The organism is Streptomyces sp. enrichment culture (assembly GCF_964272855.1).
In the GTDB taxonomy this organism is placed as follows: domain Bacteria; phylum Actinomycetota; class Actinomycetes; order Streptomycetales; family Streptomycetaceae; genus Streptomyces.
The window spans coordinates 3,543,451-3,563,443 of record NZ_OZ186847.1; the positions used below are offsets into that span (position 1 = coordinate 3,543,451).

At 67.4% G+C, this 19,993-nt stretch carries 33 protein-coding genes; 1 reads left to right on the forward strand and 32 read right to left on the reverse strand.

Annotated features, from left to right (window positions below; all coding sequences use genetic code 11):
* Window positions 1–131: 131 nt before the first annotated feature.
* The 3 genes from rpsI to ACSU6L_RS15020 form a co-directional block, all read right to left on the reverse strand.
* The gene (gene rpsI, locus ACSU6L_RS15010; RefSeq protein WP_003998795.1) at window positions 132–644 is read right to left on the reverse strand and encodes a 30S ribosomal protein S9; all 513 of its coding nucleotides are present in this window, start codon (window positions 642–644) and stop codon (window positions 132–134) included.
* 42 nt (window positions 645–686) lie between these two features.
* On the reverse strand, window positions 687–1,130 hold the full coding sequence (gene rplM / locus ACSU6L_RS15015; protein ID WP_031118775.1) for a 50S ribosomal protein L13: 444 nt from the start codon (window positions 1,128–1,130) through the stop codon (window positions 687–689).
* Between the two features lie 215 nt (window positions 1,131–1,345).
* On the reverse strand, window positions 1,346–2,596 hold the full coding sequence (locus tag ACSU6L_RS15020; protein WP_437057178.1) for a glycosyltransferase 87 family protein: 1,251 nt from the start codon (window positions 2,594–2,596) through the stop codon (window positions 1,346–1,348).
* Between the two features lie 74 nt (window positions 2,597–2,670).
* Between ACSU6L_RS15020 and ACSU6L_RS15025 the strand changes: the two genes are divergently transcribed.
* Entirely contained in the window at window positions 2,671–3,555 is an 885-nt protein-coding gene (locus ACSU6L_RS15025) for a hypothetical protein (RefSeq protein ID WP_437057180.1), read from the forward strand.
* Between the two features lie 61 nt (window positions 3,556–3,616).
* Here ACSU6L_RS15025 and truA read toward each other — a convergent pair whose 3' ends face one another.
* The 29 genes from truA to rplD all read right to left on the reverse strand — a co-directional run bounded on the left by truA (window position 3,617) and on the right by rplD (window position 19,993).
* Complete coding sequence (gene truA, locus ACSU6L_RS15030) at window positions 3,617–4,474, reverse strand: tRNA pseudouridine(38-40) synthase TruA (RefSeq protein ID WP_437057182.1); 858 nt, start codon at window positions 4,472–4,474, stop codon at window positions 3,617–3,619.
* A gap of 85 nt (window positions 4,475–4,559) precedes the next feature.
* A complete protein-coding gene (rplQ, locus tag ACSU6L_RS15035; RefSeq protein WP_073940523.1) occupies window positions 4,560–5,060 on the reverse strand; it encodes a 50S ribosomal protein L17 in 501 nt (166 codons plus the stop codon).
* 181 nt (window positions 5,061–5,241) lie between these two features.
* Window positions 5,242–6,264 carry a DNA-directed RNA polymerase subunit alpha gene (locus tag ACSU6L_RS15040; RefSeq protein ID WP_003966937.1) on the reverse strand — a complete coding sequence of 341 codons (1,023 nt, stop codon included), beginning with the start codon at window positions 6,262–6,264 and terminating at the stop codon, window positions 5,242–5,244.
* Between the two features lie 157 nt (window positions 6,265–6,421).
* Window positions 6,422–6,826, reverse strand: coding sequence for a 30S ribosomal protein S11 (gene rpsK / locus ACSU6L_RS15045; RefSeq protein ID WP_003956432.1), 405 nt, complete (start codon window positions 6,824–6,826; stop codon window positions 6,422–6,424).
* A gap of 64 nt (window positions 6,827–6,890) precedes the next feature.
* Entirely contained in the window at window positions 6,891–7,271 is a 381-nt protein-coding gene (gene rpsM / locus ACSU6L_RS15050; RefSeq protein WP_004984507.1) for a 30S ribosomal protein S13, read from the reverse strand.
* 194 nt (window positions 7,272–7,465) lie between these two features.
* Window positions 7,466–7,579 carry a 50S ribosomal protein L36 gene (rpmJ, locus tag ACSU6L_RS15055; protein WP_004984509.1) on the reverse strand — a complete coding sequence of 38 codons (114 nt, stop codon included), beginning with the start codon at window positions 7,577–7,579 and terminating at the stop codon, window positions 7,466–7,468.
* Window positions 7,580–7,650: 71 nt separating this feature from the next.
* The gene (infA, locus tag ACSU6L_RS15060; RefSeq protein ID WP_003948620.1) at window positions 7,651–7,872 is read right to left on the reverse strand and encodes a translation initiation factor IF-1; all 222 of its coding nucleotides are present in this window, start codon (window positions 7,870–7,872) and stop codon (window positions 7,651–7,653) included.
* Window positions 7,873–8,013: 141 nt separating this feature from the next.
* Entirely contained in the window at window positions 8,014–8,850 is an 837-nt protein-coding gene (gene map / locus ACSU6L_RS15065; RefSeq protein WP_073940524.1) for a type I methionyl aminopeptidase, read from the reverse strand.
* A gap of 100 nt (window positions 8,851–8,950) precedes the next feature.
* Window positions 8,951–9,613, reverse strand: coding sequence for an adenylate kinase (locus ACSU6L_RS15070; RefSeq protein WP_437057185.1), 663 nt, complete (start codon window positions 9,611–9,613; stop codon window positions 8,951–8,953).
* Window positions 9,613–10,926: a preprotein translocase subunit SecY gene (gene secY, locus ACSU6L_RS15075; RefSeq protein ID WP_437057187.1), complete on the reverse strand. Its 1,314-nt coding sequence runs from the start codon at window positions 10,924–10,926 to the stop codon at window positions 9,613–9,615. Before secY ends, ACSU6L_RS15070 begins: the two co-directional genes overlap by 1 nt.
* A 244-nt stretch (window positions 10,927–11,170) precedes the next feature.
* Window positions 11,171–11,626 (reverse strand): 50S ribosomal protein L15, encoded by a 456-nt coding sequence (rplO, locus tag ACSU6L_RS15080; RefSeq protein WP_019753100.1) that lies wholly within the window; start codon window positions 11,624–11,626, stop codon window positions 11,171–11,173.
* A gap of 2 nt (window positions 11,627–11,628) precedes the next feature.
* Window positions 11,629–11,811 (reverse strand): 50S ribosomal protein L30, encoded by a 183-nt coding sequence (rpmD, locus tag ACSU6L_RS15085; RefSeq protein WP_003998814.1) that lies wholly within the window; start codon window positions 11,809–11,811, stop codon window positions 11,629–11,631.
* 2 nt (window positions 11,812–11,813) lie between these two features.
* Window positions 11,814–12,419, reverse strand: coding sequence for a 30S ribosomal protein S5 (gene rpsE / locus ACSU6L_RS15090; RefSeq protein WP_009190144.1), 606 nt, complete (start codon window positions 12,417–12,419; stop codon window positions 11,814–11,816).
* 43 nt (window positions 12,420–12,462) lie between these two features.
* Window positions 12,463–12,843: a 50S ribosomal protein L18 gene (gene rplR / locus ACSU6L_RS15095; RefSeq protein ID WP_073940528.1), complete on the reverse strand. Its 381-nt coding sequence runs from the start codon at window positions 12,841–12,843 to the stop codon at window positions 12,463–12,465.
* 3 nt (window positions 12,844–12,846) lie between these two features.
* A complete protein-coding gene (gene rplF / locus ACSU6L_RS15100) occupies window positions 12,847–13,386 on the reverse strand; it encodes a 50S ribosomal protein L6 (RefSeq protein WP_073940529.1) in 540 nt (179 codons plus the stop codon).
* A 24-nt stretch (window positions 13,387–13,410) separates the two neighbouring features.
* Window positions 13,411–13,809 carry a 30S ribosomal protein S8 gene (gene rpsH, locus ACSU6L_RS15105; RefSeq protein WP_014674378.1) on the reverse strand — a complete coding sequence of 133 codons (399 nt, stop codon included), beginning with the start codon at window positions 13,807–13,809 and terminating at the stop codon, window positions 13,411–13,413.
* Between the two features lie 217 nt (window positions 13,810–14,026).
* Complete coding sequence (locus tag ACSU6L_RS15110) at window positions 14,027–14,212, reverse strand: type Z 30S ribosomal protein S14 (protein WP_003948630.1); 186 nt, start codon at window positions 14,210–14,212, stop codon at window positions 14,027–14,029.
* A gap of 5 nt (window positions 14,213–14,217) precedes the next feature.
* The gene (gene rplE, locus ACSU6L_RS15115) at window positions 14,218–14,775 is read right to left on the reverse strand and encodes a 50S ribosomal protein L5 (protein WP_019753095.1); all 558 of its coding nucleotides are present in this window, start codon (window positions 14,773–14,775) and stop codon (window positions 14,218–14,220) included.
* Entirely contained in the window at window positions 14,775–15,098 is a 324-nt protein-coding gene (rplX, locus tag ACSU6L_RS15120) for a 50S ribosomal protein L24 (RefSeq protein ID WP_073940530.1), read from the reverse strand. The genes rplE and rplX overlap by 1 nt, the downstream gene beginning before the upstream one ends.
* A 2-nt stretch (window positions 15,099–15,100) precedes the next feature.
* Window positions 15,101–15,469, reverse strand: coding sequence for a 50S ribosomal protein L14 (gene rplN, locus ACSU6L_RS15125; RefSeq protein WP_003998823.1), 369 nt, complete (start codon window positions 15,467–15,469; stop codon window positions 15,101–15,103).
* A 129-nt stretch (window positions 15,470–15,598) separates the two neighbouring features.
* A complete protein-coding gene (rpsQ, locus tag ACSU6L_RS15130) occupies window positions 15,599–15,886 on the reverse strand; it encodes a 30S ribosomal protein S17 (RefSeq protein WP_020941675.1) in 288 nt (95 codons plus the stop codon).
* On the reverse strand, window positions 15,883–16,107 hold the full coding sequence (gene rpmC, locus ACSU6L_RS15135) for a 50S ribosomal protein L29 (protein WP_007494763.1): 225 nt from the start codon (window positions 16,105–16,107) through the stop codon (window positions 15,883–15,885). The genes rpsQ and rpmC overlap by 4 nt, the downstream gene beginning before the upstream one ends.
* On the reverse strand, window positions 16,107–16,526 hold the full coding sequence (gene rplP, locus ACSU6L_RS15140) for a 50S ribosomal protein L16 (protein WP_009190136.1): 420 nt from the start codon (window positions 16,524–16,526) through the stop codon (window positions 16,107–16,109). Before rplP ends, rpmC begins: the two co-directional genes overlap by 1 nt.
* A gap of 5 nt (window positions 16,527–16,531) precedes the next feature.
* Window positions 16,532–17,356, reverse strand: coding sequence for a 30S ribosomal protein S3 (gene rpsC, locus ACSU6L_RS15145; RefSeq protein ID WP_010036723.1), 825 nt, complete (start codon window positions 17,354–17,356; stop codon window positions 16,532–16,534).
* On the reverse strand, window positions 17,356–17,703 hold the full coding sequence (gene rplV, locus ACSU6L_RS15150; RefSeq protein WP_437057192.1) for a 50S ribosomal protein L22: 348 nt from the start codon (window positions 17,701–17,703) through the stop codon (window positions 17,356–17,358). The genes rpsC and rplV overlap by 1 nt, the downstream gene beginning before the upstream one ends.
* 43 nt (window positions 17,704–17,746) lie before the next feature.
* Entirely contained in the window at window positions 17,747–18,028 is a 282-nt protein-coding gene (gene rpsS, locus ACSU6L_RS15155; protein WP_030233885.1) for a 30S ribosomal protein S19, read from the reverse strand.
* 12 nt (window positions 18,029–18,040) lie between these two features.
* Window positions 18,041–18,877, reverse strand: coding sequence for a 50S ribosomal protein L2 (gene rplB / locus ACSU6L_RS15160; RefSeq protein WP_073940533.1), 837 nt, complete (start codon window positions 18,875–18,877; stop codon window positions 18,041–18,043).
* Window positions 18,878–18,917: 40 nt separating this feature from the next.
* Entirely contained in the window at window positions 18,918–19,337 is a 420-nt protein-coding gene (gene rplW, locus ACSU6L_RS15165; RefSeq protein ID WP_073940534.1) for a 50S ribosomal protein L23, read from the reverse strand.
* Window positions 19,337–19,993, reverse strand: a complete 657-nt coding sequence (rplD, locus tag ACSU6L_RS15170; RefSeq protein WP_073940535.1) for a 50S ribosomal protein L4 — start codon at window positions 19,991–19,993, stop codon at window positions 19,337–19,339. Before rplD ends, rplW begins: the two co-directional genes overlap by 1 nt.

Consider the following 19,993-nt stretch of genomic DNA (forward strand, 5'->3'; position numbering starts at 1 on the left):
GCCCGGCCATCCGATCACACAAGCCTTTGAGCGTCTTGTGCCGTTATACGCCTGTGGTTGTGATAAACGAACGCCCCGGCGGCACAGTGGCGTGCCGCCGGGGCGTTCGGAGTACGAGCAGGCAGCTGTGATTAGCGCTTGCTGTACTGCGGAGCCTTGCGGGCCTTCTTCAGACCGGCCTTCTTCCGCTCGACCGCGCGGTCGTCGCGGCGGAGGAAGCCGGCCTTCTTCAGCGGGCCGCGGTTGTTGTCGACGTCGGCCTCGTTCAGCGCACGGGCGACACCGAGACGGAGCGCACCGGCCTGACCGGAGACACCGCCACCGGCGATGCGGGCGATGACGTCGTAACGGCCCTCGAGCTCCAGCACCTTGAAGGGCTCGTTGACTTCCTGCTGGTGCACCTTGTTCGGGAAGTAGTCCTCGAGGGTGCGACCGTTGATCTTCCACTTGCCGGTGCCCGGGACGATCCGGACGCGGGCGATGGCGTTCTTGCGGCGGCCCAGGCCGGCGGCCGGCTGCGGCTCGCCGAAGCGGGAGGCCAGGGACTCCGAGGTGTACTCGCCCTCGACGGGGACCTCGGACTCGGTGGTGTAGCTGTCGATGTCAAGCTCTTCGAGCGGCTGCTCGGCAGTGGTCTCGGCCACGATTCTCCTCAGATTCTCTTCAGTCTTAGGGGGTGGCCGGACTTACTGCGCGACCTGGGTGATCTCGTACGGCTGCGGCTGCTGCGCGCCGTGCGGGTGCTGGTCACCCTTGTAGACCTTCAGCTTCGAGAGCATCTGACGGCCCAGGGAGTTCTTGGGGAGCATGCCCTTGACGGCCTTCTCGATGGCCTTCTCGGGGTTCTTGTCGAGCAGCTCGTCGTAACGGACGGAGCGCAGACCACCCGGGTAGCCGGAGTGGCGGTACGCCATCTTCTGGGTCCGCTTGTTGCCGGACAGGTGCACCTTGTCGGCGTTGATGATGATGACGAAGTCACCAGCGTCGACGTGCGGCGCGTAGATCGGCTTGTGCTTGCCCCGGAGGAGGGTCGCGGCAGTGGAGGCGAGACGGCCCAGGACGACGTCCTGAGCGTCAATGACGTGCCACTGGCGCGTCACATCGCCGGGCTTGGGGCTGTACGTACGCACGGTTCGTAGCCTTCGCTTCGAGTGAATGGTCCTGAACAGGTCACCGAAACGATCACGACAGCCTTGACCGCACTGCGGTGACGCAAACCGCGTGCTGGTCGCTGGTCATCGGCCCGGTGGACCGGTGTAAGGGCCCGTCCCGTGAGAATGAGCAAGCCAATACACAACGAACATGCAGGATACCCGCGTCGGCCCGGACGGGTCAAAACGCGCGATCACCGGGCGTCGAGCCCGGCGCCTGCACGCTTCCAGGGTACGCGAGCCGCACCACCGGACCGCTCCCGTCGCGGAGTGACGAGACGGCCGGGCGCGCCGGCCGGCCCGTTGCGGACGCCGTGCGCGGCGACGGTGGCGGCGAGGACGCAGAGCGTGAGCGCGTCCTTGAAGGCACGGCGGCGGGGCGGTTCCAGGTAGGGCAGGGTCAGCGACGGCAGCTGCGGGGCCAGGGCGAGCCAGAACCAGGGACGCCGGGCGACCGACCCCGGGTACGGCAGCCCGGCGAGCAGCAGCGGCAGCACGACCACGAGGTAGTGGTCGTACGACGGCCTGGACACCAGGAAGGCGGAGAGCATCAGGCCCGCCGCGGTCTCCGTCAGCCGCAGCGGGCCGGCGTCGGCCCGGCGCCACCGGTGGTACGCGCACAGCACGCCCACCCCGGCCGCCGCCGCGGCGAGCAGCCCGGCGAGCGTCGGCGGCACCCCGAGGCGCGGCAGCACGGCGGCCGGGGACGCCTCGTAGAGCCGTACGAACGCGTCGTCGCCGCGCAGCAGGAAGGGCAGGGTGCGGGTGAGGAAGCCCGCCGGGTCCGGCATCAGCAGCCCCGCCCCGGCCGAGGCCGCCGCGGGGACCAGGAGCGTCGCCGCCAGCGCCGGCCAGCGGCGGGCGAACAGGAACAGCAGGGCCATCGGCGCGAGCAGCGGTTTCAGCGCCACCGCCGCGCCGATCACCACGCCCGCCGCCGTCCACCGCCCGCGGGCCGCGAGCAGCAGCGCCAGCGGCAGGGCCAGTGCGGCGGTGACCGTCCAGTTCGCCAGCGACACCAGATGCGCGAACGGCGCGAACCCGGCCGCGAGCCCGGCCAGCCCCAGCGCCGCGAACCGGCTGCCCAGCGGGAGGCGGTGCAGCCGCAGCGCGCAGGCCCAGGCACCGGTCAGCAGGGCGATCACCGTCAGCGGCACCAGCACCCGCAGCCACACCTGGGGCAGCAGGGCCTGCGGGGCGGCCGCGAGCACCGCGCTCGGCAGATAGAGGAAGTGCGGGTCGTCGTACGGGGAGCCGCCGGCCAGCCAGGTCCGCGCCGCGCGGACGACGATGGCGTTGTCCATGCCGCCGTCCGAGGTCAGCCGTGCCACCCGCACCGCCTGGGCGCCCAGCACGATCGCCGGCACCGCCCACAGATGCCAGGTCGCCCGTCGCGCCAGCCACCCGGAGATGTCGTACTTACTGCTGTTTTTGCCGGATTTCATGCAGGGCACGCTAGGGGTTCCGGGGCCGCCCGAGGCGGACCAGCACGCCGCCCGGCCCGTCTAAGATGCGCCCCATGAGCTTTGGGCAGGGGGGACCCCAGTCTCAGTGGGATCCCTGGACACCGCAATCGCAGCAGCCCTGGAACAGCGGGGCCGACCAGACCCCGGACTGGGCCGCGCTCGCCGAGGCCTCCGAGGCCCGTCACAAGCGGCGCCGCCTGTTCTTCATCGGCGGCGGCGCGCTGGCCACCGTCGCGATCGGCACGGCCGTGGCGATGGCCGTGGTCTCGGCGAACGGCGACGGCGGGCAGGCGGGCAACCAGACCTCCCAGCTGCCCGCGACCGCGGACATACCCAGCGAGTCCACCGGCCCGGCCCCCTCCTTCGCCCCCACCAGCGCCCCGCCGCCCCTGGACCCGAAGGACTTCGTCTCCAGCGCGAAGAAGGACACCGCCCCGCTCAGCCCGCAGATCCTCTTCCCGGGCACCCAGCTGACCATGGGCGACACGGTCTACAAGAAGGGCCCGACCGCCGACACCAAGAGCTGCGCGTCGGCCGCCCGGCAGACCCTGCCGAAGGTCCTCGACGCCAACGACTGCACCCGCATGCTCCGGGTCACCTACACCAAGGACGGCATGGCGGTCACCGTCGGCGTGGCCGTCTTCGACACCGAGGCGCAGGCCGCCAAGGCCAAGACCCAGGCCGACGACAAGAGCATCGTGAAGTCCCTGAACGGGGGCGGTGTGAAGGCCTTCTGCGAGTCCGCCGTCTGCCGCACCACGACCAACTCCTACGGCAGGTACGCCTACTTCACCATCGCCGGCTTCACCGACGGCAAGGACGTCACCACCAAGGACACCGAGGTCTTCCAGACCGGCGACGACCTGGCGGAGTTCACCTTCCGCCAGATCCGCCGCCGCGGCGAGGCCCAGGCGTCCGCCGCCGCGGCCGAGGGGTAGACCCGCCGCGGCTCCACGCGCCCGGACAGGGCCCCGCGGCGACTTCGCCGCAGGGCCCTCGTCACATCGCCTTCTCGGTGGTCGCCTCGTCCCGCCGCCGGCGCGCCAGCCGCTGCCGCTCCGCGAGCAGCTCGTCCGCCGGATAGCCGACCTCCTCCAGCGTCAGCCCGTGCGGCCGGACGACATGCACGGCGCTGTCCCGGACCCGCGCGTCGAGCACCTTCCGCGGCCACTCCACGCCGCGGTGCCCGTCGCCCACGAACAGCAGCGCGCCGACCATGGCACGCACCTGGTTGTGGCAGAAGGCGTCGGCGCGCACCTCGATCGCGACGACGCCGTCCGCGCCCCGGCTCACCCCGAAGTCGAGGATCTCGCGGATCGTCGTGGCGCCCTCGCGCTTCTTCGCGTACGCCGCGAAGTCGTGCTCACCGATCAGGGACTTGGCCGCGGCGTCCATCGCGGCGACGTCCAGCGGCCAGTCGTGCCACAGCACGTGCCCCCGCAGCAGCGGATCCACGCCGCCCGGGTTGTCGGTGACCCGGTAGACGTAGCGCCGCCAGATCGCCGCGAACCGCGCGTCGAAGCCACTGGGCGCCTCCCGCAGCGCCCACACCCGCACATCCTTCGGCAGCCGCCCCGCCAGCCGCTTGAGCAGCTTCTGCTTGTGCTCGGCCCAGACCTCCCGGGGCAGATCCACGTGCGCCACCTGCCCGCGCGCGTGCACCCCGGCGTCGGTGCGTCCGGCGACCGTCAGCTCGTACGTCTCCCGGGAGCGGGTGACCGTCCGCAGGGCGTCCTCGATCTCCCCCTGCACGGTCCGCTTCCCGCCGGCCTGCTTGGCCCAGCCGTGGAAGTCCGTGCCGTCGTAGGACACGTCGAGGCGGACACGGACGCGGCCCGGCGCTGCTTCTTCACTCACGTACTGATCCTCTCAGAACACAGAAGCGGGCCCGCTCCTCGAAAGGAACGGGCCCGCCAACGCCCTGTAGGCGCGCGAGGAACGCTTACGCGTCCTTCGACTCCTCGGCGGGAGCCTCCGCGACCTCGGTCTCGTCGACCTTGGTCTCCTCGGCCTTGGCCTCGTCGGCCTCCTTGACCGCACGCTTGGTGGCGGCCTCGGCCTCACCCACGGCCTTCTGCTGCACCGTCAGCGCCTCGACCAGCTCGATGACAGCCATGGGCGCGTTGTCGCCACGGCGGTTACCGATCTTGGTGATGCGGGTGTAGCCACCCGGACGGTTCTCGTAACGCGGGCCGATCTCGGTGAAGAGCGTGTGGACGATGCTCTTGTCCGTGATGACCTGGAGCACCTGACGGCGGTTGTGAAGGTCACCCTTCTTCGCCTTGGTGATCAGACGCTCGGCGTACGGGCGCAGGCGGCGGGCCTTCGCCTCGGTCGTGGTGATCTTGCCGTGCTCGAAGAGGCTCTTCGCGAGGTTCGCGAGCAGCAGCTTCTCGTGCGCGGCACTGCCGCCCAGACGGGCACCCTTGGTGGGCTTCGGCATGGTTCTTCTCCTGTGTGTCTGCCCCGGCCGTATCAGGTACCGGGGTCAGTATCCGAGCAGGCGGTCGCCTGTCGGAGATCCGGAGGCGGCCCCCAAGGGGCGCCTCCGGAAGGGGCGCGGGGAACGGCGCGATCAAGCACAGCGCACCCGCACCCGAAAACGGACCGTCTGGCCCGAGCTCTCAGTACTGCTCGGTCTCGACGAACCCGGCATCCGCGTCGTCGTCCGCGCCGAACGCGTCCGCGGCAGCGGTCGGGTCGAATCCGGGCGGGCTGTCCTTGAGGGCCAGGCCCATGCCGGCCAGCTTCGCCTTGACCTCGTCGATCGACTTCGCACCGAAGTTGCGGATGTCGAGCAGGTCCGCCTCGGAACGGGCGACGAGCTCACCCACGGAGTGGATGCCCTCACGCTTGAGGCAGTTGTACGACCGAACGGTGAGCTCCAGCTCCTCGATCGGCAGCGCCAGGTCGGCGGCGAGCGCGGCGTCCGTCGGGGACGGACCCATGTCGATTCCCTCGGCGTCGATGTTCAGCTCGCGGGCGAGACCGAACAGCTCGACCAGCGTCTTACCGGCGGAGGCCATGGCGTCACGCGGACGCATCGCCTGCTTGGTCTCGACGTCGACGATCAGCTTGTCGAAGTCGGTGCGCTGCTCGACACGCGTGGCCTCGACCTTGTACGTGACCTTGAGCACCGGCGAGTAGATGGAGTCGACCGGGATGCGGCCGATCTCCTGGCCGACCTGCTTGTTCTGCACGGCGGAGACGTAACCGCGGCCGCGCTCGACCGTCAGCTCCATCTCCAGCTTGCCCTTGCCGTTGAGCGTGGCGAGGACCAGGTCGGGGTTGTGCACCTCGACACCGGCCGGGGGCGCGATGTCGGCGGCGGTGACCAGACCCGGACCCTGCTTGCGCAGGTACATCACGACCGGCTCGTCGTGCTCCGAGGAGACGACCAGCTGCTTGATGTTGAGGATCAGGTCGGTGACGTCCTCCTTGACGCCCGGCACAGTGGTGAACTCGTGCAGGACACCGTCGATCCGGATCGAGGTGACGGCGGCACCCGGGATCGAGGAGAGGAGGGTACGGCGGAGGGAGTTGCCGAGGGTGTAGCCGAAGCCCGGCTCCAGCGGCTCGATCACGAACCGGGAGCGGAACTCGTCGACGACCTCTTCGGTCAACGAGGGACGCTGAGCGATCAGCATGTGTGGATCAGATCCTTCAGTCGTGGGCGCCCGCTATTTGACGCCCGACTTGAACCGCCCCCGACAAGAAGAGGCGGGTACTGCAAGGGTACGGGCGATACGGCCCTTTTCGGAGCCGTACCGCCCGGAACCTCGGTCTGCGCGAAGCAGCCTCGCGTCAGACGCGGCGGCGCTTCGGCGGACGGCAGCCGTTGTGCGGGGTCGGGGTGACGTCCTGGATGGAGCCGACCTCGAGGCCCGTGGCCTGCAGGGAGCGGATCGCGGTCTCACGACCGGAACCCGGGCCCTTCACGAACACGTCGACCTTGCGCATGCCGTGCTCCTGGGCGCGGCGGGCAGCCGACTCGGCGGCCATCTGCGCGGCGAACGGCGTGGACTTCCGGGAGCCCTTGAAGCCGACGTGGCCGGCGGAGGCCCAGGAGATCACGTTGCCGGACGGGTCCGTGATCGAGACGATCGTGTTGTTGAACGTGCTCTTGATGTGCGCGTGGCCGTGAGCGACGTTCTTCTTTTCCTTGCGGCGCACCTTCTTGGCAGCGCCCTGACGACCCTTGGGGGGCATCTATAACTCCTACGGGAGGTGGTCGGTCCTACAGCGAAGACCGTGGACAGGCGTCCGCTGTGGACTACTTCTTGCCCGGCTTCTTCTTACCGGCGATGGCGCGACGCGGACCCTTGCGGGTACGGGCGTTGGTGCTGGTGCGCTGACCGCGGACGGGCAGACCGCGACGGTGACGCAGACCCTGGTAGGTACCGATCTCGACCTTGCGGCGGATGTCGGCCTGGATCTCGCGACGGAGGTCACCCTCGGTCTTGATGTTGTTGTCGACGTACTCGCGGATCGCGACCAGCTGCTCCTCGGAGAGGTCACGAACACGGGTGTTCGGGTCCACGCCGGTGGCGGCCAGCGTCTGCTGGGAGAGGGTCCGGCCGATGCCGAACACGTAGGTGAGGGCGATCTCCACGCGCTTTTCGCGCGGGATGTCAACACCGGAAACGCGTGCCATTCAATGGCTCCAGTTGATCTTCGGAGGTCTTCCACAGAACCGGATCCCAGCCGCCGTACCAGGTACGAACTGGGTCCCCGGCCTCCGAACCGGGGGTGTCAAGCCGAGGGCTTGGGTCCTGCGTATGAACATATTCAGCTCGCGTCGCGCGAAGTCTCTGCGATGTCGATGCAGAGGGTGTGATCAGGTTGCGATCAGCCCTGGCGCTGCTTGTGGCGCGGGTTCTCGCAGATGATCATGACCCGGCCGTGACGGCGGATCACCCTGCACTTGTCGCAGATCTTCTTGACGCTCGGCTTGACCTTCATGGGATGTGAGGTTCTCCGGGTCAGTTGCCGGCGGCCCCGTGCACAGGGAGAGCACGGGGCTCGGGCAAGATCTACTTGTACCGGTAGACGATCCGGCCACGCGTCAGGTCGTACGGAGACAGCTCCACCACGACCCGGTCGTCAGGGAGGATGCGGATGTAGTGCATACGCATCTTGCCGCTGATGTGTGCCAGGACCTGGTGGCCGTTCTGGAGCTCGACCTTGAACATGGCGTTCGGCAGAGACTCGACGACAGTGCCCTCGATCTCGATGGCACCTTGCTTCTTGGCCACGCTTCGCCCTTCGAATCGACTACCTTGATCGACTCAGTGCGAGCGCATGCAGACATGCGGGTACACAAGAGCCGACGAGTCAGTCTACGTCAGCGCACCCGGAAACACGAATCGAGGCAGTCTGCCCCACGCCGGAGATCATTATGCGAGCGGGTCCGGCGCCGCGGTGACCCCGTACTCCGCCAGCTTCGCCTTGCCGCCGTCCGGGGCGGTCAGGACCAGGGGGCCCTGCTCGGTGAGCGCCACGGAGTGCTCCCAGTGGGAGGACCAGGTGCCGTCGGTCGTGATGACCGTCCAGTCGTCCTCCAGGACCTCCGTCTTCGGGGTGCCCAGGGAGACCATCGGCTCGATGGCGAGGCAGAAGCCGGGGACCAGCTTGGGGCCCTTGCCGCGGCGGCGGTCGACGTAGTTCAGCAGGTGCGGGTCCATGTGCATCTCGGTGCCGATGCCGTGGCCGCCGTAGTCCTCGATGATCCCGTAACGGCCGCCGCCCGGCTTCGGCTGGCGGCGGATGTAGGTCTCGATGGCCCGGGAGATGTCGACGAGCCGGTTGCCCTGCTTCATGGCCGCGATGCCGGCCCACATCGACTCCTCGGTCACCCGGGAGAGCTCGACAAGCTCCGGGGCGTGACCGGAGCCCACGAACGCCGTGTAGGCGGCGTCACCGTGCCAGCCGTCGACGATCGCGCCGCAGTCGATGGAGATGATGTCCCCGTCCTTGAGGACGACGTCCTCGGAGGGGATGCCGTGGACGACGACGTCGTTCACGGAGGTGCAGATGGTCGCGGGGAACCCGCCGTAGCCGAGGAAGTTCGACTTCGCCCCGTGCTCGGCGAGCACCTTGCGGGCGACCTGGTCGAGATCCCTCGTGGAGGCGCCGGGCACCGCGGCCTCCCGGGTGGCCGCGTGGATGGCTGCGACGACCAGCCCCGCCGCACGCATCTTGGCGATCTGCTCGGGGGTCTTGATCTGCACCATGGGGGCCCTGCGCTCTCCGTCACTCACGTCAACCGGTTACCTACACAACAGTACGGCCGTGACGCCCCTCGGGGTGCCACGGCCGCTACCGCTCCGACGGCTACTTGCCGTCGTCCTCACGCTTCAGCGCCTCCAGGGCGCGCCCCGTGACCTCGTCCACCGCACCCATCGCGGAGATGGTGACGACCAGCCCCTGGGCCTTGTAGTAGTCGATGATCGGCTCGGTCTGCGTGTGGTAGACCTCGAGCCGTGTGCGGACGGTGTCCTCGGAGTCGTCGTCCCGCTGGTAGAGCTCGCCGCCGCAGACGTCGCAGACACCCTCGGTCTTCGGCTTGCTGTACGTCACGTGGAAGACGTGGCTGGAGTCCTTGCGGCAGATCCGGCGGCCGGCGATCCGCTTGACGACCTCGTCCTCCGGAGCCTCCAGGTCGAGCACCGCGTCCAGCTGGATGCCCTCGGTGGTCAGCAGCTCGTCCAGCGCCTCCGCCTGCGAGACGTTGCGCGGGAAGCCGTCCAGGAGGAAGCCGTTCTCGGCGTCCGGCTGCTCCATGCGGTCCTTCGCCATGGCGATGGTGACCTCGTCCGGCACGAGGTTGCCGGCGTCCATGTAGGACTTCGCGAGCTTGCCGAGCTCCGTCTGCTGGCTGATGTTGGCGCGGAACAGGTCGCCCGTGGAGATGTGCGGGATCGACAGCTTCTCGGCAAGGCGCGTGGCTTGCGTTCCCTTACCGGCACCCGGCGGCCCGACGAGGACGATTCGCATCAGCGGAGGAACCCTTCGTAATTGCGCTGCTGGAGCTGGCTCTCGATCTGCTTCACGGTCTCGAGACCGACACCCACGATGATCAGGATGCTGGTCCCGCCGAACGGGAAGTTCTGGTTTGCCCCGAAACCAGCCAACGCCATTGTCGGCACGAGAGCGATCAGACCCAGATACAGCGAACCCGGCCAGGTGATCCGGTTGAGCACGTACGACAGGTACTCAGCGGTCGGTCGGCCAGCCCGGATGCCCGGGATGAAGCCACCATACTTCTTCATGTTGTCCGCGACTTCCTCGGGGTTGAACGAGATGGCCACGTAGAAGAACGCGAAGAAGACAATCAGGAAGAAGTAGATCGTGATGTGAACCGGCGCCCCGGTGTCCGCCAGGTTCGCCTGGATCCAGCCGGCCCAGCCAGCAGTGGAGTTGGAGAACTGGACGATCAGCGCGGGGATGTAGAGCAGCGACGACGCGAAGATGACCGGAATCACACCGGCCTGGTTCACCTTCAGCGGGATGTACGTCGAGGTACCGCCGTAGGACCGGCGGCCGATCATGCGCTTCGCGTACTGGACCGGGATGCGGCGCTGGGCCTGCTCGACGAAGACCACCAGGCCGACCATGAACAGGCCGACGAGGATCACGGTGCCGAACTCGATCCAGCCGTCGGCCAGGGTGCCCTGCTGCTTGATCGCCCACAGCGCGGACGGGAAGGTCGCGGCGATCGAGATGAACATCAGGATCGACATGCCGTTGCCGATGCCGCGGTCGGTGATCAGCTCACCCAGCCACATGACGACGGCGGTGCCCGCGGTCATGGTGATGACCATGACGACGGTCGCGAAGATCGAGCGGTCCGGCACGATCTGGCCGGCGACCGAGCAGTTCGCGAAGAGCGCGCCGCTGCGGGCGGTGGCCACCAGACCGGTGCCCTGGAGGATCGCCAGCGCGACCGTCAGGTAGCGGGTGTACTGGGTGATCTTTGCCGTACCCGACTGTCCCTCTTTCTTGAGGGCTTCCAGGCGCGGGATCACCACGGTCAGCAGCTGCAGAATGATGCTCGCCGTGATGTAGGGCATGATGCCGAGCGCGAAGATCGTGATCTGCAGGAGCGCGCCGCCGCTGAACATGTTGACCAGACCGAAGATGCCCTGGTTGGCGTTCGCCTGGTCGATGCAGATCTGGACGCTCTTGTAGTCGACGCCGGGGATCGGGATATGTGTGCCGATCCGGTAGATCACGATGATGCCGAGCGTGAAGAACAGCTTCTTGCGCAGGTCGGGCGTCTTGAACGCCCGGGCGAACGCGGTGAGCACGGTGCCTCCTGCGACCCCCGCGCATCTGCGTCAAGGGTGACGGTCTTGAGATTCCGATGGACAACGAAATACGTAACGGTCGACTGCCGCTCCGAGTGCCCGAAGGTGCGGCACCCGGTGAAAGTTGGCAGTGCAGGCCACCTTACCGGCGAGACTGCCACCCTAGGAACGACCAACCGGGGATACCCCATTTGTGGGGTATCCCCGGTCGGGATCGCTCAAGTCATCGAGACGCCTGAAGGACTCAGACGAGCTCGGTGACGGAACCGCCGGCGGCGGTGATCTTCTCCTTGGCGGAGCCGGAGACGGCGTCGACCGTCACCTGCAGCGCCACGGAGATCTCGCCCTGGCCGAGCACCTTGACGAGGCTGTTCTTGCGAACGGCACCCTTGGCGACCAGACCCTCGACGGTGACCTCGCCACCCTCCGGGTACAGCGCGGCCAGCTTGTCGAGGTTCACGACCTGGTACTCGGTCTTGAACGGGTTCTTGAAGCCCTTCAGCTTCGGGAGGCGCATGTGGAGCGGCATCTGGCCACCCTCGAAGCGCTCCGGAACCTGGTAGCGGGCCTTCGTGCCCTTGGTACCACGACCGGCCGTCTTACCCTTCGACGCCTCACCACGACCGACACGGGTCTTGGCGGTCTTGGCGCCGGGGGCCGGACGGAGGTTGTGGATCTTCAGCGGGTTCTGCTCCGCCATGATCAGTCGACCTCCTCGACCGTCACGAGGTGGCGGACGGTGTGCACCATGCCGCGGAACTCGGGGCGGTCCTCCTTGACGACCACGGTGTTGATCCCCTTGAGACCAAGCGACCGCAGGGTGTCACGGTGGTTCTGCTTGCTGCCGATGTAGGACTTGACCTGCGTGATCTTGAGCTGCGCCATGATTACGCACCCGCCCCGGCACGCGCACGCAGCAGGGCCGCGGGAGCGACGTCCTCGAGCGGCAGACCACGGCGGGCCGCGATCTCCTCGGGACGCTGCAGGCCCTTCAGGGCCTCCACGGTGGCGTGCACGATGTTGATCGCGTTGTCGGAGCCGAGCGACTTCGACAGCACGTCGTGGATACCGGCGCACTCGAGCACGGCACGCACCGGACCACCGGCGATAACACCGGTACCCGGGGACGCGGGCTTGAGCAGCACGACGCCGGCAGCCTTCTCACCCTGGATCGGGTGCGGGATGGTGCCCTGGATCCGGGGGACCTTGAAGAAGTGCTTCTTGGCCTCCTCAACGCCCTTGGCGATGGCGGCCGGCACCTCCTTGGCCTTGCCGTATCCGACACCCACGGTGCCGTCACCGTCGCCCACCACGACCAGCGCGGTGAAGCTGAAGCGACGACCACCCTTCACAACCTTGGCGACGCGGTTGATCGCGACAACGCGCTCAACGTACGCGGTCTTCTCGGCGGCAGCTGCGCCGCCGTCACGGCCCTTCCGGTCCCGCCGCTCGCCGCCACCGGCACCGCCACCGCGGCGCTGGGGTCCAGCCATTGGAATTACCTCTCTCTGTCTCCGCTAGCTACGGAACCAGGACTCAGAACTTGAGTCCGGCCTCGCGGGCGGCGTCCGCCAGGGCGGCGATGCGCCCGGCGTACTGGTTACCACCACGGTCGAACACGACAGCCTCGACACCGGCGGCCTTGGCACGCTCGGCGACCAGGGCGCCGACCTTCTTGGCCTGCGAGGACTTGTCCTCGGCACCGCGGATCGAAGCGTCCAGGGTGGACGCCGACGCCAGGGTGTGGCCCTTCAGGTCGTCGATCACCTGCGCCACGATGTGGCGGTTGGAGCGGGTCACGACCAGACGGGGACGCTCCGCCGTACCGGAGATCCGCTTGCGGATCCGGATGTGACGGCGCTTGATCGCGGCGCGCTTGTAGGCGTCGCCCTTCAGGATCTTCTGCCCGTATGCCATGGCTTACTTACCCGCCTTTCCGACCTTGCGGCGGATGACTTCGCCCTCGTACTTGACGCCCTTGGCCTTGTACGGGTCGGGCTTGCGCAGCTTGCGGATGTTGGCCGCAACCTCGCCGACCTTCTGCTTGTCGATGCCCTCGACCTGGAAACGAGTCGGGGTCTCCACCTTGAAGGTGATGCCCTCGGGGGCCTCGACCACGATCGGGTGGCTGTAACCGAGCGCGAACTCGAGGTTGGCGCCCTTGGCGGTCACGCGGTAACCGACACCACTGATCTCGAGCTTCTTCACGTAACCCTGGGTCACGCCGGTGATCATGTTCGCCACCAGCGTGCGGGACAGGCCGTGCAGGGCCTTGCTCTGACGCTCGTCGTTGGGGCGGGTCACCTGCAGGGTGCCGTCCTCGCCCTTGGCGATGTCGATCGGAGCAGCAACGGTGTGGGTCAGCTCGCCCTTGGGGCCCTTGACCTTGACCGTGCGGCCGTCGATGGTGACGTCCACGCCGGCGGGAACCGCGATGGGGAGCTTGCCGATGCGCGACATAGCTGTTTCCTCCGTTCCCTTCTGCTACCAGACGTAGGCGAGGACTTCCCCACCCACGCCCTTCTTGCCGGCCTGCTTGTCGGTGAGGAGCCCGTGCGACGTGGAGATGATCGCCACGCCCAGGCCGCCGAGCACCTTCGGCAGGTTGGTGGACTTCGCGTACACCCGGAGACCGGGCTTGGAGATCCGCTTGATGCCCGCGATGGAGCGCTCACGGTTCGGGCCGAACTTCAGCTCGAGGACGAGGTTCTTGCCGACCTCGGCGTCCTCGACCTTCCAGCCCGTGATGAAGCCCTCCTGCTGGAGGATCTCCGCGATGTGGGACTTGATCTTGGAGTGCGGCATCGACACCGAGTCGTGGTACGCCGAGTTCGCATTCCGCAGACGCGTCAGCATGTCTGCGATCGGATCAGTCATGGTCATGAATTGGCCTGTGGCCTTTCTCGCCGGGGTTTCCTATATGCGCCATCCCTCTCCCCGTACTTCTTCAGACGGGACGGGTGCGGCGCGGGGACCTACGGCGTAGTAAGTCGATCCAGGGCGGCAGAGGCCCAACCCTCCTAGCCTAAGGCATGGAAGGTGTGGGCCTCCGCCGACCCAGTTGCTTACCGAGAGGTCCAGGAATCCCTATGTACGGGGATTACCAGGAGCTCTTGGTCACGCCCGGCAGCTCGCCACGGTGAGCCATCTCACGAAGGCACACGCGGCAGAGGCCGAACTTGCGGTACACGGAGTGCGGACGGCCGCAGCGCTGGCAGCGGGTGTAGCCACGCACACCGAACTTGGGCTTGCGAGCAGCCTTAGCGATCAGAGCCTTCTTCGCCATCTCGCTCACGCCTCCTTGAACGGGAAGCCGAGGTGACGAAGGAGCGCGCGGCCCTCAGCGTCGTTGGTCGCCGTGGTGACCACGGTGATGTCCATACCCCGGACGCGGTCGATCTTGTCCTGGTCGATCTCGTGGAACATGACCTGCTCCGTGAGACCGAAGGTGTAGTTGCCACGGCCGTCGAACTGCTTCGGGGACAGGCCGCGGAAGTCGCGGATGCGCGGCAGCGCGAGCGACAGGGTGCGGTCCAGGAACTCCCACATGCGGTCGCCACGGAGCGTGACGTGGGCACCGATCGGCTGGCCCTCACGCAGCTTGAACTGCGCGATGGACTTGCGGGCCTTGGTGACGGCCGGCTTCTGACCGGTGATGGTGGTCAGGTCGCGGATCGCGCCCTCGATCAGCTTCGAGTCACGGGCGGCGTCGCCGACACCCATGTTGACCACGATCTTGACGAGGCCGGGCACCTGCATGACGTTCTCGTACTTGAACTCGTCACGCAGCTTGCCCGCGATCTCCTCGCGGTACTTCTGCTTCAGACGCGGAGTGGTGGTGGTAGCCATCAGATGTCCTCACCCGTCCGCTTGGCAACGCGGATCTTGTTGCCCTCATCGTCGAAGCGGTAGCCGACACGCGTGACGACCTTCTTGCCGTCCTTCTCAACGACCAGCTGGACGTTGGAGACGTGGATCGGCGCCTCGGTGGTCACGATGCCGCCGGCCTGGGAACCGCGAGCGGTCGGACCGGCCTTGGTGTGCTTCTTGACCCGGTTGACACCCTCGACCAGGACGCGGTCCTCGCGGGGGTAGGCCGCGATGACCTTGCCCTGCTTGCCCTTGTCCTTACCGGTGATGACCTGGACCAGGTCGCCCTTCTTGATCTTCATGCTTACAGCACCTCCGGCGCGAGCGAGATGATCTTCATGAACTTCTTCTCGCGCAGCTCACGGCCCACCGGGCCGAAGATACGGGTGCCGCGAGGGTCGCCGTCGTTCTTCAGAATGACGGCGGCGTTCTCGTCGAAGCGGATGTACGAGCCGTCCGGACGGCGGCGCTCCTTGACGGTGCGAACGATGACCGCCTTGACGACGTCACCCTTCTTCACGTTGCCACCGGGGATCGCGTCCTTGACGGTGGCGACGATGACGTCACCGATGCCCGCGTAGCGGCGACCGGAGCCACCGAGCACACGGATGCAAAGGATCTCCTTCGCACCAGTGTTGTCGGCGACACGCAGTCGCGACTCCTGCTGGATCACGTCTATCTCCTGTTTGTCTGCCGGTTCCCCGGGGGCCGCTCAGCGAGCGGCCCCCGGAGCCTGGCGGAACTGTCCTGCGAGGGATGCCCCGCAGGAACGTACTTTTTGGAATTCCCTTGCGGGAATTACCTACTTGGCCTTCTCGAGGATCTCGACGACGCGCCAGCGCTTCGTCGCGGACAGCGGCCGGGTCTCCATGAGGAGGACGCGGTCGCCGACACCCGCGGCGTTCTGCTCGTCGTGCGCCTTGAGCTTGTTCGTACGGCGGATGACCTTGCCGTACAGCGCGTGCTTGACGCGGTCCTCGACGGCGACGACGACGGTCTTGTCCATCTTGTCGCTGACGACCAGGCCCTCACGGGTCTTACGGAAGCCGCGCGCCTCGGTGTTCTGCTCAGTCACGTTGTTCTCGCTCATGCGTTCTCCACCGTTTCGATGCCCAGCTCGCGCTCGCGCATCAGGGTGTAGATCCGCGCGATGTCCTTACGGACGGCCTTGAGCCGACCGTGGTTCTCGAGCTGGCCCGTCGCCGCCTGGAAGCGGAGGTTGAACAGCTCTTCCTTGGCCTCGCGGAGCTTCGCCAGAAGCTCCTCGTTGCCCAGCTCGCGCAGCTCGGACGCCTTGGTACCGGCCGACATCACGCTTCACCTGCCTCGCGCTTGACGATCCGGCACTTCATCGGCAGCTTGTGCGCGGCACGAGTCAGCGCCTCACGGGCGATCTTCTCGTTGGGGTACGACAGCTCGAACATGACGCGTCCGGGCTTGACGTTGGCGATCCACCACTCCGGCGAACCCTTACCGGAACCCATGCGGGTCTCGGCAGGCTTCTTGGTGAGGGGACGGTCCGGGTAGATGTTGATCCAGACCTTGCCGCCACGCTTGATGTGACGGGTCATGGCGATACGAGCCGCTTCGATCTGGCGGTTCGTGACGTACGCCGGGGTCAGCGCCTGGATGCCGTACTCGCCGAACGCAACCTGCGTCCCACCCTTGGACATACCGTTGCGCTTCGGGTGGTGCTGCTTGCGGTGCTTGACCCTACGGGGGATCAGCATTTCGGTCAGGCCTCCGTTCCGGTGCTCTCAGCCGGAGCGGCAGCCGCGGGGGCCTCGGCCTTGGGGGCCTCGGCGCCGGCAGCCTGCTGCGGCTTACGACCGCGCCGCTCGCCACCACGGCCACCACGGGCCGGGCGGTCGGCGCCACCGCGGGCCGGGCGGTTACCCGCACGGGCGGCAGCGTTCTCGGCGCGGACCTCGGCGATGTTCTTGACGTCGCCCTTGTAGATCCAGACCTTCACACCGATGCGGCCGAAGGTCGTCTTGGCCTCGAAGAAGCCGTAGTCCACGTTCGCGCGGAGCGTGTGCAGGGGCACACGGCCCTCGCGGTAGAACTCCGAGCGGGACATCTCGGCGCCGCCGAGGCGGCCACCGCACTGGATCTTGATGCCCTTGGCGCCCGCCTTCATCGCCGACTGCATGCTCTTGCGCATGGCGCGGCGGAAGGAGACACGGGAGGACAGCTGCTCGGCGACGGCCTGGGCCACCAGCTGAGCGTCCGTCTCCGGGTTCTTGACCTCGAGGATGTTCAGCTGGACCTGCTTGCCGGTCAGCTTCTCCAGGTCACCGCGGATGCGGTCGGCCTCGGCGCCGCGGCGACCGATGACGATGCCGGGACGCGCGGTGTGGATGTCGACGCGGACGCGGTCACGGGTGCGCTCGATCTCGACCTTCGAGATGCCGGCGCGCTCCATACCGGACGTCATCATCCGACGGATGGCGACGTCTTCCTTGACGTAGTCCTTGTACAGCTTGTCGGCGTACCAACGCGACTTGAAGTCGGTCGTGACACCGAGCCGGAACCCATGCGGGTTTACCTTCTGGCCCATTACCGGGTTCCTTCCTTGCTGGCGACGACCACGGTGATGTGGCTGGTCCGCTTGCGGATCCGGTAGGCACGGCCCTGGGCACGCGGACGGAACCGCTTCAGGGTCGGGCCCTCGTCGACGTAGGCCTCGGAGATGTAGAGGCTGTCAGCGTCGGTGTGGTCGTAGTTGTGCGCGGCGTTGGCGATGGCGCTGTCGAGCACCTTGCCGACCGGCACGGAGGCTGCCTGCGGAGCGAATCGCAGAACAGCCTGGGCCTCCGTGGCGTTCATGCCACGGATGAGGTCCACCACGCGGCGGGCCTTCATGGGCGTGACGCGGATGTACCGCGCCTGGGCCCTGGCTTCCATGGTTGTCCCTTCAGTTACTTACGTGTCTGAATGCGATCCGCTACTAGCGGCGCTTCGACTTCCGGTCTTCCTTGACGTGGCCCCGGAAGGTGCGCGTCGGCGAGAACTCGCCGAGCTTGTGGCCGACCATCGACTCGGTGACGAACACCGGGATGTGGGTCTTGCCGTTGTGCACCGCGAGCGTGTGGCCGAGCATGGCCGGCACGATCATCGAGCGACGGGACCAGGTCTTGATGACGTTCTTGGTGCCCGCTTCGTTCTGGGCGTCCACCTTCTTCATCAGGTGGTCGTCGACGAAGGGCCCCTTCTTCAAGCTACGAGGCATCTCAACCCGTCCTTAGCGCTTCTTGTTCGTCTTGCGGCGGCGGACGATGTACTTGTTCGACGCCTTCTTGGGCGAACGAGTACGGCCTTCCTTCTTGCCCCACGGGGAGACCGGGTGGCGGCCACCGGAGGTACGACCCTCACCACCACCGTGCGGGTGGTCGACCGGGTTCATGACCACACCACGGACGGTCGGGCGAACGCCCAGCCAGCGCTTACGGCCGGCCTTACCCCAGTTGATGTTGCTCTGCTCGGCGTTGCCGACCTCGCCGACGGTGGCGCGGCAGCGCACGTCGACCAGGCGGATCTCTCCGGACGGCATGCGGAGGTGGGCGTAGGCGCCCTCCTTCGCGAGCAGCTGCACGGAGGCACCGGCGGAGCGGGCGAACTTGGCACCGCCACCGGGACGGAGCTCGATCGCGTGGATCGTGGTACCGACCGGGATGTTGCGGAGGGCCAGGTTGTTGCCCGGCTTGATGTCGGCCCCGGGACCGTTCTCGACGCGGTCACCCTGCTGCAGGTTGCGCGGGGCGAGGATGTAGCGCTTCTCGCCGTCGGCGTAGTGCAGCAGCGCGATGCGCGCGGTGCGGTTGGGGTCGTACTCGATGTGCGCGACCTTCGCCGGCACGCCGTCCTTGTCGTGACGACGGAAGTCGATCACGCGGTAGGCGCGCTTGTGCCCGCCACCCTGGTGGCGAACGGTCACACGACCGGAATTGTTACGGCCGCCCTTGCTGTGCAGGGGACGGACCAGCGACTTCTCCGGCGTGGACCGCGTGACCTCGACGAAGTCGGCGACGCTGGAGCCACGGCGGCCCGGCGTAGTCGGCTTGTACTTGCGGATTCCCATTTCTCAGTCCTCGTCCGATATCGGACGATCCGGACCGCCCTTAGGCGGTCGGACCGCCGAAGATGTCGATACGGTCGCCCTCGGCGAGGGTCACGATCGCGCGCTTGGTCGCCGCACGCTGGCCGAAGCCGGTACGGGTCCGCTTGCGCTTGCCCTGGCGGTTGATCGTGTTGACCCCGGTGACCTTGACCGAGAAGACCGCCTGGACGGCCTCCTTGATCTGGGTCTTGTTGGAGCCCGGCGCGACGATGAACGTGTACTTGTTCTCGTCGAGCAGCGCGTAGCTCTTCTCGGACACGACCGGCTTGATCAGGACGTCACGGGGGTCCGTGTACGCCTTGCTCGCCGGAGTGACGACGGTGTTCTTGCCCTCGGCGGCGTGGCGACGCGCCTTGGCGACGCGGGCGGCCTTGGCGGCCTTGGCGGCCTTGGAGGCAATGGCGGGGTGACGGATAGCCATCAGGCCTCGCTCCCTTCGGTGTCAGCAGCCTTCGGGCCGGACACGAAGGACTCGAAAGCGGCCTTGGTGAAGACCACGTCGTCGGAGACGAGAACGTCGTACGTGTTCAGCTGGCCCGGCTCCAGGATGTGGACCTGGGGCAGGTTGCGGGCGGACAGCCACGCGGCCTCGTCGGCGCGGTCGACGACCAGGAGCAGGTTCTTGCGCTCGCTGATCTTGCCGAACAGGCTCTTCGCGGCCTTCGTGGAGGGGGTCTCGCCCTCGACCACGCCGGTGACGACGTGGATGCGGTTGTGACGCGCCCGGTCGGTGAGGGCGTGACGCAGAGCGGCAGCCTTCATCTTCTTCGGGGTGCGCTGCGAGTAGTCGCGCGGCACGGGACCGTGCACGACGCCACCACCGGCGAACTGCGGCGCGCGGGTCGAACCCTGACGGGCGCGACCGGTGCCCTTCTGGCGGTACGGCTTCTTGCCGCCACCACGGACCTCGCCACGGGTCTTGGTCTTGTGCGTGCCCTGACGGGCAGCGGCCAGCTGCGCGACGACGACCTGGTGGATCAGCGGAACGCTGACCTTCTCAACGCCGAAGATCTCCGCGGGGAGCTCGACGGAACCGGCCTTGTCGCCCGCCGGCGAAAGGATGTCAACAGTGCTCAT